A 12,734-nucleotide genomic window follows, 5' to 3' on the forward strand; every position below is an offset into this window, starting at 1 on the left:
CGGGGTTAGTGGCTTAGGTATTTGGCTAAATAAAATAGCAGCGAAACTATCGGCCATGACCAACCCAGTTTAAAAGGAATGAATTGAATGTTAGAAACAAAGCCAAAAATTGATCTCTTTTCTGTTGCTCTCCCGAAGTTTCGTGAGAGTACGAGGTTGAATTAATGGGGAAGCTTATAATGTAAAGAAATACCTGAGGTATATAGAAAAAAGAGTCCAAAGCAAAGCCAAAGCCTTGGCAGCTTCTTTTTTACATTTATGTTGTCTCCAAACTTGTTTTTAGTTAGTCTAAAGCCTTGTAGAAATTAGTTTTTAGCAACTAGTTAAAAAATACAAAGCCCTTAAAAGGGCTCTATAGTGTAGTTGTTTTCTTGTTTTTTGGACTTGTGCAACGGTTACCGTTGTTGCCCACAGTATTTTTTTTATCAGTTTTGCATTTTCAAAGGTTGAATTCCGACAATCTTGTTTTTGTCATCGTATATAACTTTAATCATTTCTTTTGGTGGACTATCTTGGTCATCTCCATATTTGTATTGAAGCATAGCAAACGCTTTACCGTTCATACCCATTTGAATTCCGCTGTAAAATAATTCAAGTTTTCGGTCGAAATCAATTCCGGAAATTAGTGCTTTGAGTTGTTTGTCTGTAACTTGTTCAATAATCATATCAGATAAGTAACTTTTTGATTTCTCTAAATTTTCATCTTTTAAAGAGGCAATAAATTGTTTTGAAATTCCATTTAGACTATCAAGGCGTTCTTCAGTCAATTCATGCGTAACTCTTTTTTCTTTTTTCGTGTTTTTTACATAAAGCCTAATTCTGTGTGTAGGTGCAGTTGTAACCATTCCACGTTTCTCGTAAAAATTAGAAACAGTTGCATACATTTCGATTTCTGTACTATCGTTTGGAAACCACTTTACATTCTTGTCTAATCCACCTTTTTTGTTGGCTTTCCTTATATCGGACAAATCACCTTCTGATTGAGGTTTTCCATAAATGTCAGTTATCATTTTTTCTAATTCGTTGAACTTACGAATTAGAGCTTTTTGGTATTTCTTTGATTTTTGGTCATTTGTGTTTGCTTTTAAAGTCAATAAACTTTCGTCCCATTCGTACTCAACCTTAGACATTGTACTGTCTTTTTCTTTGAAGTAATAGTATACAACCAAATCAGAAATTATTTTTTCTTTTCTTCTGAACTTTATCGGTTGTGCATCTCCGCTAAATGAAACGTGATTTCTGATATTTGGTATTTGTTCACTACCTAGTTTCTCTTCCATTTTTAGGTATTCATTCAACGATGTATTGTGAATGTCAAATTCAAATTCCTGCGCGAATGAAGTAATTCCAAATATCAAAACTCCAAGTTTAAGTATTGTTCTCAAAGTTTTATTCATATTGTGGGCAACTTGTTATATGTCTCCAAAAGGTTCGCTTATCACACCTTAATTAGGAGGGGGGGAGTGAACCTTTTAGGTGTTGTTATCAAACTCAAATATAAGTTAATTATTTGTTGTTAACACTACTACTTTAGTGCTATAGAATACATTTTATTTTAAGAAAATATTGCTGTTAGGAGAGTAATTTTCACAAAATTAGTGAAAAGAAAAAGGCTGCTATGTATACACATAACAACCTTTTAAGTAATATCAATAAAACGCTTTATTATATTGCAGCGTTCTCTTTAATTGCGGTAAAATGAGCTTTTAAAGCAGTCATGTCTCCTTTGGCTATCAACTCTTTGTCAAACAAAGAGCTTCCCATTCCTACACCAATAGCACCTACTTTAAAGAAGTCTGCTATATTGTCTTTAGCAACTCCACCTGTAGGTAGTAGTTTAATAGTGTTTAAAGGTCCTGAAACGTCATTAATAAATTTAACACCTAATTGAGTTGCTGGAAAAACTTTTACAGCATTAGCACCTAAAGACCAAGCTTTGTAAATTTCGGTAGGAGTATAGGCTCCTGGAAATACAGGTATGTTGTTGGCAACACAATGTTTAATTACTTCTTCGTCTATTACAGGAGTTACAATAAACTGAGAACCTGCATTTAAAGCTTTTTGTAAGTCTTCCATATTACATACGGTACCAGCACCTACGTTTAGTTCTGGGTACTCTGCTGCTAGTTTACTAATAGACTCTTCTACATTAGGAGAGTTCATGGTAATTTCTACGGTATAGAAACCTGCTTCTATATAGGTTGGAATGATTTCTCTAATTTTTTCTATAGTAAGACCTCTTAAAATTCCTACTACAGGAGTTTGGTTGTATTTTTCCCAAGAAAATGTTGTGTTAGACATAAGATGCTAATATTTGTTTGTGACCTATTAATAGGGCTTTGTCAATCATATCTGCGTTAAAACTCGTTAGGTTGCAGTTTATTTGATCTAAAGCTAATTTGTATAATGTGTGTAATATTCCGGTGGTAGCTATATATACCTCTTGCGGATTGTTTTGTAAATAAGAAAGTTCTCCACCAATTAGCAATCCAGATAAAAAGTAGAAATTCTCTTCTTTGGTAGCATTGGCTAATAAATCATTCGCTCTAATAGTAAATAAAGAGGCTAAACGCTCACTGTTTAAGCCTTTATATACACCATTTAAAAAATTTTGCTCATACTGTGAACTCCAGTTCGATTTTGTTAAGGAGTTTTCTAGTAAAGTTTGTTTCTGAATTACATCAAACAACTCACCTGTCATATAAGTAGTAAAAGAGGTAAACACTCCGTTGTTAAACTGAATATGCTTACTATGTGTACCTGGTAATAAAAGCACTCCTTTGGTATTGCTAGGAATGTGTTGAGACAAACCTACAGCTTGAATCTCTTCACCTCTCATAACATCGCTATCTGTTTTTGCCCCAGAAACCAATATAATATTTAACTCTTCTTGGTGTATAGCTTTACTTAATAGATTGTCTCCTTTAAAATTAACGGGCATATCTATATAGGGTAATTCTAGCATACCAATACTAGCAGTAGCCATTCCAGAAGCAATGATTGTAGGAGTGGTTGTTAACTCTAATTGTTGTATTTGTGTTTTTAAAAACTGAACAAAAAAAGCAGTTTGACTGATATCTGATTCGTTGTTTTGAAACTCTTGAAATAGTTTTTTAACACCTGTATTAGAAGTTACTTCTTTTACAATGTTTAAACTATCAGAGTCTACCAACCTTAATCTAAAGTTAGATGTACCCCAATCACAACTAATAAATTGTTTTGGTAAGCTCATATACTTAATTATAATTTAGTTGTGATTCTTCTTTTAGATAAGTAATCGTCTAAAGCGTATTTAGAACAGTCCATGCTTACACCTGCGTTTTTAACCCCCACGTGTGGCAGGTAAATATCGTACTTAACTCCGTTTACTTGTATTTCACCAAAGTCTAAGTTTTCTGAAAAGTATTGAATGGTTTCTTCACTTTCTGAAAATACAAAAGATGACAACCCAGCATCTACATCGTTTGCTAACTCTAAAACGTCTTCTTTGTTGGTAAATGGAACAGTAATAACTACAGGACCAAAAATTTCTTCTTCCATAATATCTGCATACGGTTTGTCGAATAAGATAATGGTCGGTTCAAAGTAATATCCTTTTCCTTCAATTTCTTTTCCTCCGGTAATTAATTTACCTCCTTGTGCGATAGCTCTTTCTACAATACTCTTAACTTTTACAACTGATTGTCTGTTGGTTAAAGGTCCCATATCTGGATTGTTGGTTCTTCCAAATCCAACTTTAGCTTTTTCGAACTTGGTTTTAACACCTGCTATAAACTCATCCATAACATCTTGGTGAACAAAGTAGCGGTTAGGAGCCACACAAATTTGACCAGAGTTGCTTGTTTTTAAAATAGCACCAATGGTAACAGCAGTTTCCATATCTGCATCTTTGCATACAATAAATGGTGCATTTCCTCCACATTCCATGCTGTAACGTTTGATAGAAGTTCTACTGCTTTGTTCCATTAATTTTTGAGCAGTTCCAGCAGAACCAATCATGGTAATTAGCTGAGGAATAGTACTCTCGCACAATGGAATTCCTACATTCTCTAAATCCCCACATAAAACAGTAATTACCCCTTTAGGAAAATCAATTTCTTTGGCAATTTCTCCAATAATATAAGCAGAAATAGGAGAGAATTCAGATGGTTTTAAGATAATACTACAACCCGCAGCTAAAGCAGGACCTATTTTGTATCCTAAGTTTAATAAAGGGAAGTTATAAGCTAAAAAAGCAACAGCAACCCCCAAAGGTTTTGCTATAATTTTGTGCGAATGTGTTCCTTCTTTGTCTGCTATTTCTTCTGTTTCTCTTGTCTGAATCTCATCGGCATAAAACTCTAAAGAACGGATTAAAAGATCTATATCTTCTTGAGATGCTTCCCAAGTTTTACCCATTTCGTTGATGATTGCTTCTCTTAGCAAGTCGCTGTTTTCAACTATTTTATTGCGTAATTTATGAATCCAATTGTTACGTTCTTTAATAGATAACTTAGACCAGTATTTAAAACCTTCTTGAGCTGTTTCTAATGCTTTTAAAGTATCTTCTTTGGTTGCCCATGCAATGGTTCCGATGCTTTCTTCTGTTGCCGGAGAGATTACATTGAATACTCCATCGTTAGAAGCTGGCGATAATTCACCATTGATGTATAAATTTTTATGTCCAAACATTACGTTGCTCATCGTTTGTTTATTTTAAAATATGATCTGTGTTTGCATCGCAAGAGTATTTTGCCAATGCTTCTTCGTTAATGTCAACTCCTAAACCAGGAACGGTAGGAACTGTTAATACTCCATTTTCTATTTTTAAACTGTGTTTTACCACTTCGTCTCTTAATGGATTTTCGGTTCTGTCTAGCTCCATTACAGGTTTTTCTGAATACATTCTACCTGGGTTTTTGTCTAAGTTGGCTACAAAGTGCACTGCTGCACTAATTGCTATCCAAGTACCCCAAGAGTGTGGCACTAAATCTTTAGAATAGGTTTGTGCCAAAGAAGCAATTCTTTTTGCTTCTGTCAATCCACCAGTAGCACAAATATCAGGTTGTGCAATGTCTACAGAGTCGTTGTCAAACAAACGCTTAAATCCGTGTTTTAAATATTCACATTCTCCACCTGCAATAGGAATAGAGGTTCTTAAACGCAATCTTCTATACCCGTCATAGTCTTCTGGGGATACTGGCTCTTCAAACCAAGAGATGTTGTATTTCTCTACCTTTAAAGCTAGTTCTAATGCTTCTTTGTAAGAGTAGGCGTGGTTGGCATCAATCATTAATTTAATGTCGTATCCAATAGCTTCTCTTACCGCTTTTACGTATTTAATATCTGGTTCAATTCCTAAACCAACTTTCATTTTAATAGCTTTAAAACCTTGGCTTTTGTACAATAAAGCTTCATCTACTAATTTTTTCTCTAAATCGTCTACTCTTTCAAAGTACAACCCTGTTGCATATGGATGAATTTCTGGGTTTTTAACTCCACCTAATAATACAGATACAGGTTGGTTTAAAATCTTTCCTTTTAAATCCCATAAGGCTACATCTATAGCACTTACCGCAGCCTGAAAAATACCACTACGTCCAAAGTCTAATGAACGTAAGTACATTTCTTGCCAAATAGTTTCGTGTTCTAATGCAGGTTTTCCAATAATAAATGGTGTAAAGTATTCAATCCCAGCTTTAATTACATCAGCAGGTCCATATCCTTCTCCCCATCCATAAGTTCCATCTTCTAAAGTTACCTTTACCAGGCAGATTTTTCGAGTATCGTATTGCCATTGCGAAAAGTAGAATGGCTCGTCTAATTTACTGATTAGTACGTACGGTTTAATTTCTTTTATCCTCATCATTGATCTTTATATAGTTTGTTAAAAAAAGCATAGCAAGCAATGCTTTTTTATAGTTTTCTTTCGTTTATTTTCTTTTAAAGTGTATTAGAATATGTTAATACACAAGTAGCTATAATGATAATTCCTATACCTAGTAACAGTGTTTGGAAAGGTTTTGCAGCATTTTTCCATTCACCAGACTTGTAAGCCCAGATGTTACTAATAATTAAAGAAATTCCTAACATCATTGGCCAAGCAATCATAGTTCCTATATCTCCCATCAAGGCTACTCCTTGTCCGTAAGTACCCAAAGCGGCAAACCATAACAATCCTGCAATTACAGACCATTTTAAAGCTTTCCCCATTTGAGGTGTTTTAAAAGAGTTGAATGATTTGTTTTTAATCAATAAGAACAAACTGTATCCTAAATTCATAACATAAGCACCCGCTAAAACAACTACCCAGCGAGCCAATGCAGTATTTCTTTGTAAGGCTCCAGCCTTTTCTGCTAATTTTCCAATTTCAGGAGTACTATCAAAACCAACGGCAAGCATGGCTGATAAAATTCCACTAGCAGAGGCTATAAATAATCCTTTCTTAAAAGCAGCTCCTTTTTTAATTCCTTCAATCTCTTGCCCTTTAGCGGCTAATAGTTTATCTCTTTTTAATCCGGCAATAGTTACTACAATTACGGCAACTGCTAACAATGCCAATCCTAATAATATAAAAGGGATACTAGCCTTGTTTATAGCATCGTATTTTAAGAACATAGGGATTAAAGCTCCTGCTATAGAACATAGTCCCATTACAATACCGTAAGTTAAAGACATTCCAATATATCCTACAGATACACCAAACATAATTCCTCCAATTCCCCAACCAAAACCTAGTGCAGCACCAGAAATTATTTCGTTTGTAGGAGCTTGTGCAATTATACCAAACAAGTCTGGAACTACTAAGAAAGCCCATATTAAAGGGAATATTACCATGGCAACAGTCGCATGTACTATCCACCAAGCTTCCCATTTTAAAGGGGCTATGTATTTCATTCCTAGTCCAAAACTTCCTTGAAATAAACTAGCAATCAATATCAATATAATCGCAAATAAATATGTATCCATAAAATTGTATATTTAGTTTTAACAAATTTCGATATATAAAAGTTGTTTTATTTAACAGCGATTTACCTAGATAAGCACAGAATTGACATTTTTTAAGGATAAGGAGTATTATATTGATAAAATGTGTTAATTTTATACTTGAACGACTTAATAATTATCTAACATTGAAGATTTTACAGAAAAAAATAACACCTTCTAACAAGAGCTTTTCGGTGTATAAGAATGACAAGCCATACCTAGATGAGTCTTGGCATTTGCATCAGGAATTTGAGCTTATATATATAATAGAAGGAGAGGGAACTTGTTTTATTGGAGACAATGTACATGAATTTGGTTCTGGCGAATTGGCTTTAATAGGTAGCAACATGCCTCACCTGTGGAGAAATTCTGATGCATACCATAAAGACATATCTCTAAAGGCAGAAGTAATAGTATTGCATTTTAACGAAGACTTTTTGGGAAAAGATTTTTTTGAAATTACCGAAATGGTTTTGATTAAGAATTTGTTAAGTAAAGCTAGTAATGGTATTGCTTTTTTAAACGATGAAGTAAAGGGATATGTTGCTGAAGAAATGATGCGTTTGTTAAGCTTAACAGGGTACAGAAGTATAGAGTGTTTGTTGGGGATTTTATATGCATTGGCTTCGGCTAAAGATGTTAAGGAGTTTGCAAGTAATGGTTATACAGAAAAGATATATGTAAAAGACTCGCAACGTTTAGAAAAGGTATACCAATATGTATTAGAAAACTTAAGCAGAGAAATTCATTTAGATGAAGTTGCAGCCATTGCACATTTGGGTGTTTCTCCATTTTGTAGGTTCTTTAAAAAGAGAATGCACAAAACGTTTTCTCAGTTCTTAAATGAGGTTAGGGTTGGACAAGCCTGTAAATTGTTAATAGATAATAAGCTGTCTATATCAGAAGTAACGTATAGTTGTGGCTACAATTCACAAACAAACTTTAACAGGCAGTTTAAAAAAATAAAAGGGGTAAATCCTAAAGCTTTTCAGAAAATGTATTTAAATAGATAAGTATGTTTTTTGATAGTTATTTTTCAAAACAAATAATCAATAAAATTTAGAATCCACTTACAATGAACGTAAAAAAAAGCTTTTTATGGTTGCTGCTTGCTGCCGTAAATTTTGTATTTGCTCAACAAAAAGATTGGGAAAATGAATTAATGTTTGAACAAGGAAAACTAAGGGCTAGAGTACCTAGTTATTCTTATAAAAATCATAACGATGCCTTAGTAGGTGATAGAGCTAATGCGAGAGTTCAGTTTTTAAACGGAACTTGGAAGTTTAATTTTGTAGAAAGTTCTACCCAAAGACCTACAGATTTTGTTGCCAAAGATTTTAAAGGAAATGCCAAAGATTGGAAAGATATACCTGTGCCTTCTAACTGGGAGTTAGAAGGATATGGAAAACCAATTTATACCAATATTATTTATCCTTTTACACCGGATATTAAGAATGGAGGAAAGCGTAATTATAGTTATATGGGACCGCACCCACCTCAATTCCCTTTTATAGAAAAATACAGAGAGAACCCTGTAGGTAGTTATTACAGAGACTTTACGATAGACGAATCGTGGAAAGATCAATCTGTAGTTTTACACTTTGGAGGGGTTTCTTCTGCTTTTTATGTATGGGTAAATGGAAAAAAAGTAGGATACAGCCAAGGAAGTAGGTTGGCTGCTGAGTTTGATATTACGGATTATATATCAACTGGTAAAAATAGAGTGGCAATTCAGGTATTTAGATGGAGTGATGGAAGTTACTTAGAGGATCAGGATATGTGGAGGTTGAGTGGAATTCATAGAGAAGTTATGCTATTGGCACAGCCTAAAGTATCTTTAACCGACTTTTACATTAGAACCAATTTAGACAAAGATTTAAAAGATGCTAGGTTCGAAGTTCGTCCTCGTATTTGGATGAAAGAAGACGAAGATAAATTGAAAGGATGGCAAATAACTGCTCAGTTATACGATGCAGATCAAAAGAAACAGTTTTCTAAAGAATTGTCTTGTAGTATTGAGGATATTCATTTTGAGAGATGGCCACAAAGAGACATTACTCAGTTTGGTTTTTTAGATACCAAAATAGAAAACCCTAGAAAGTGGTCTGTAGAAGATCCTTATTTGTATACCGTTGTTTTTGATGTAAAAGATCCTAAAGGGAATGTAGTAGAGTCTAGAAGTCAGAAAATAGGATTTAGAGATGTTTCTTTTAGCGATGAGAATGAGTTGTTAATCAATGGAAAGTCTGTTAAGATTATGGGGGTAAATCGTCATGATCATAGTGCTACAAGAGGTAAAGCTTTAACAAGAGAAGAGATGGAGGCAGATGTTAAGTTGTTAAAGAAATTCAACTTTAATGCCGTTCGTACTTCTCACTATCCTAACGATCCTTATTTCTACGAATTGTGTGATAAATATGGATTGTATGTAATGGACGAAGCGAATATAGAAACGCATCACTTAGGAAGTTATGCACCGCAACAGCCTAGTTTGGCAATTCCTATTTTAAGTAGAATTATGCGTATGGTAGATAGAGATAAAAACCATGCATCTATCATTTCTTGGTCTATGGGGAATGAATCTGGTACAGGGCCTGCATTTGCAGCTGCTGCAAATTGGATTAGAGATTACGATCCTTCTCGTTTTGTACATTACGAAGGGGCTCAAGGAGATCCAACACATCCAGATTATTTAGAAGGAGAAGCAGGACAAAAGAAATTTAGAGGAGCTGCACATGCCAATCCAGACGATCCAGCGTATGTGGATGTATTAAGTAGAATGTATCCAGAAATATACCAGTTAAAGGCAATGTCCGAGAGCACATATATCAATAGACCAATAGTAATGTGTGAATATGCGCATGCAATGGGGAATTCTATTGGAGGTTTAGGTGAGTACTGGGATTTAATCCATGCGAAGAAAAACTTAATTGGTGGTTTTATTTGGGATATGGTAGACCAAGGATTGGAAACTAAGACCGACAAAGGAGAAAAGTACTTTGCTTATGGAGGTGATTTTGGAGATATACCAAATGATAAAAACTTCTGTATCAATGGAGTCTTTTCATCGGACAGAAAACCAAATCCGCATGCATGGGAATGTAAATACATTTTTCAACCTTTTAACTTTAAAGTTGTCGATGCAAAAGCAGGAAAGATTACTGCTATTAACCATTTAGCTTTTACAAACTTAAATCAGTATGAAGTAAGATGGTCTGTATCAGAAAATGGTAGAATCATTAAAAAAGGAAGTTTAGAAAATGTAAATGTAGAGGCAAAAACAAGTAGCGAGTTAATAATTCCTTTTAAAAAGGTTCGTTTTAAAGAAGGTAAAGAATATTGGATTAATATTTCGGTTCATGAGAAAACAAACCAATGGTGGGCTGCTAAAGGGCACGAGGTAGCTAGAGAACAGATGTTACTTAAAGAGAATGATGTAGCTTTTGTTTTGACTTCTAAGTCTAAATCTGCAGTAGCAGTAAACGAAACTGAATCGGAAATCAAAATTTCTGCAAAAGCATACACTGCTAAGGTGTCTAAAGAAAGTGGAGCTTTAATTTCTTTGGTTAAGAATAAAAAAGAGCAAATAAAGTCTCCTTTACAACCAAACTTTTTCCGTCCTCCGGTAGATAACGATATTAGAGGAGCAAGTAGTAGAGGGTTTAAAAAATCTAGAAAGTACTGGGAGTTTTTAGCAGATAAATTAAAAACTACGGATGTTAAAGTAATTGCTACTAAGAAAAACGAGGCAAAAGTAGTGGTAACTAAGGCTTTTAAAAACGATGTAAAAGTAGAGTTAACATATACCTTCTTATCTGATGGTAAAGTTGGGGTGAAAATGGATATGGATGCAAAAGAATCTTTACCAAGTTTAATTCGTTTTGGAATGGAAATGGGAATAGCAAAAGACTATATACAAACCAATTTTTACGGAAAAGGGCCATGGGAAAACTATATTGATAGAAAAAGAGGTGCTACAGTAGACGAATACACTTTTAAAACGAAAGATTTGTTTACTAATTATGTATACCCTCAAGAAAATGGAAATAGATCTGATGTTAGATGGTTGGAGTTAAATACAACTAAAAAAGCGAGTTTACACATTTTAGGAGCTCAGAATTTTAATTTTTCTATTTGGCCATATTCAGCAAAGAATATTACTACTGCAAAACATCCATTCGATTTAAAAGACCAAGGATTCTATACGTTGAATATAGACAGTGCACACTACAGTTTAGGAGGAACATTGTCAGAAACTTTACCTAAGTATTTACTTCCTGCAGGTAAATATAGCTTAGAGTTCGTAATTAAGTAAACAAACAAAAACCAAAAATAATGGAATACAAATTTAGTCACATTGGAATCCCAACAACAGAAGACAAAGATTGGGATGGTTATTTTGAACCTGGAAAGGTAAATTATACGGAGTTCGATAAGGATGAGTACAAAGTAGAATGGGTAAAATTCGATGCAGACAGTCCTTGGCACGAATTGGTTACTACCATGCCTCACTTAGCGTATCTGGTGGATAATATTGAAGAAGCAATAGAATGTAAGGATGTAATTGTAGAGCCTTTTAGTCCTGCAGAAGGAGTAAGAGTTGTATTTATTGCTCACAATGGTTCTCCTATAGAGTTTATGGAGATTAAAGAGTAAATCTCATATTCGTATATATTCTTAAAACAGGATTGAAGGTAACTTTAATCCTGTTTTTTTGTGGAATATTTTTTGATGTTTAAGTATTGAATTGTAGAAAGTTGATATGAAAAAAGGCGTTTTGATTTTTAGTGTCTTACTGGTCTGTGCTTCCTGTAAAAAGATTACAAAAGAGGATTTGCAAGGGGAGTGGCATTTTTTTGATTACGAAAAAGAAGATTCTTTTTTTGATTTGAATTTTATTGGAGATAGTGTAAAACTAATTGATGGTATTTCTTTTACCGAAGTTGGAGTATATCATATTGATAAAAATGAACTTACAGTTAAATTAAATAGAGCTGATTTTGAAATAAAAACAAAAATTGAGAAATTTTGGAAAGACTCGTTAGTGCTGTCTAATGGAATGAAGTATTATAAAAGTCCAGAGGATGACTATTGGTTAACTCCATGTGTGTGGGATGATTATCGCTTGGTAAACATAAAAACAAAGACTTTGTATTCAGATGAAGTTCAAAAAAAAGATAACTTTTCAATTGTTCATTTTTATAAAAAAGATGGGGAAACAAAAATAAGATACAATTACAGATATCTAGATTATAAAGATTTGATAAATATAAATTATGCTTGCAGTGGAGGCGAGCCCATTTTTTACAGAATTTTAGTTTACCTAGATAAAAATATCTCACTTAAGGAATTAAAGAAATTTTATTATCATTTAGAATTGTATGGAAATCGCCCTATATGGTTAGCAACCAAAAGGTTTAAATTTACAGATACTTATCTTTTAAAAGTAGATATAAAGATTTTAAGAGATGATAGAGTTTTGTATGAAAAAAAATTAAATAATAGTGTGCCACCCCCACCACCTCCTAAAGAAGAGTTTAATAACAAAGAAGATTTTATATCCAGAGGTTGGAAGTTGATAGAAATTAATGAGTTAAATGATCTTGAAAAACTAGAAAAATTAAATAAAGCAGCGCAATATTTAGTGGTTATTCATCCTGATTTGGAATTGAAAACCTATTTAGAGTTGCAAAAGATTTTAAATGAGAAAAGTGAACTGCTTGAGAGTGAGATTGTTGCTGTAATTGATTAAGATTAGAGGGGATATA

General features: G+C 33.7%; 10 protein-coding genes. 4 read left to right on the forward strand and 6 right to left on the reverse strand.

Features of this window, described 5'->3' with window-relative positions; genetic code table 11:
- Positions 1-425: 425 nt before the first annotated feature.
- From ACXHHC_RS01780 to ACXHHC_RS01805, 6 genes are all read right to left on the reverse strand, one after another.
- Positions 426-1,385 carry a hypothetical protein gene (locus tag ACXHHC_RS01780; protein ID WP_458227936.1) on the reverse strand — a complete coding sequence of 320 codons (960 nt, stop codon included), beginning with the start codon at positions 1,383-1,385 and terminating at the stop codon, positions 426-428.
- 280 nt (positions 1,386-1,665) lie between these two features.
- Positions 1,666-2,301 (reverse strand): bifunctional 4-hydroxy-2-oxoglutarate aldolase/2-dehydro-3-deoxy-phosphogluconate aldolase, encoded by a 636-nt coding sequence (locus ACXHHC_RS01785; RefSeq protein ID WP_458227937.1) that lies wholly within the window; start codon positions 2,299-2,301, stop codon positions 1,666-1,668.
- Entirely contained in the window at positions 2,294-3,232 is a 939-nt protein-coding gene (locus ACXHHC_RS01790) for a 2-dehydro-3-deoxygalactonokinase (RefSeq protein ID WP_458227938.1), read from the reverse strand. The genes ACXHHC_RS01785 and ACXHHC_RS01790 overlap by 8 nt, the downstream gene beginning before the upstream one ends.
- Positions 3,233-3,240: 8 nt before the next feature.
- Positions 3,241-4,683 (reverse strand): aldehyde dehydrogenase family protein, encoded by a 1,443-nt coding sequence (locus ACXHHC_RS01795; RefSeq protein WP_458227939.1) that lies wholly within the window; start codon positions 4,681-4,683, stop codon positions 3,241-3,243.
- A 7-nt stretch (positions 4,684-4,690) separates the two neighbouring features.
- A complete protein-coding gene (locus ACXHHC_RS01800; RefSeq protein ID WP_458227940.1) occupies positions 4,691-5,848 on the reverse strand; it encodes a mandelate racemase/muconate lactonizing enzyme family protein in 1,158 nt (385 codons plus the stop codon).
- A 74-nt stretch (positions 5,849-5,922) separates the two neighbouring features.
- Positions 5,923-6,948, reverse strand: a complete 1,026-nt coding sequence (locus tag ACXHHC_RS01805) for an L-rhamnose/proton symporter RhaT (protein WP_458227941.1) — start codon at positions 6,946-6,948, stop codon at positions 5,923-5,925.
- 164 nt (positions 6,949-7,112) lie between these two features.
- Between ACXHHC_RS01805 and ACXHHC_RS01810 the strand changes: the two genes are divergently transcribed.
- The 4 genes from ACXHHC_RS01810 (at position 7,113) to ACXHHC_RS01825 (ending at position 12,718) form a co-directional block, all read left to right on the forward strand.
- Entirely contained in the window at positions 7,113-7,979 is an 867-nt protein-coding gene (locus tag ACXHHC_RS01810) for an AraC family transcriptional regulator (RefSeq protein WP_458227942.1), read from the forward strand.
- A gap of 62 nt (positions 7,980-8,041) precedes the next feature.
- Positions 8,042-11,281 carry a glycoside hydrolase family 2 TIM barrel-domain containing protein gene (locus ACXHHC_RS01815; RefSeq protein ID WP_458227943.1) on the forward strand — a complete coding sequence of 1,080 codons (3,240 nt, stop codon included), beginning with the start codon at positions 8,042-8,044 and terminating at the stop codon, positions 11,279-11,281.
- A gap of 20 nt (positions 11,282-11,301) precedes the next feature.
- Positions 11,302-11,622 carry a hypothetical protein gene (locus ACXHHC_RS01820; RefSeq protein ID WP_458227944.1) on the forward strand — a complete coding sequence of 107 codons (321 nt, stop codon included), beginning with the start codon at positions 11,302-11,304 and terminating at the stop codon, positions 11,620-11,622.
- 106 nt (positions 11,623-11,728) lie between these two features.
- Positions 11,729-12,718 carry a hypothetical protein gene (locus ACXHHC_RS01825; protein WP_458227945.1) on the forward strand — a complete coding sequence of 330 codons (990 nt, stop codon included), beginning with the start codon at positions 11,729-11,731 and terminating at the stop codon, positions 12,716-12,718.
- Positions 12,719-12,734 lie beyond the last annotated feature (16 nt).

Source organism: Wenyingzhuangia sp. IMCC45574 (genome assembly GCF_054182685.1).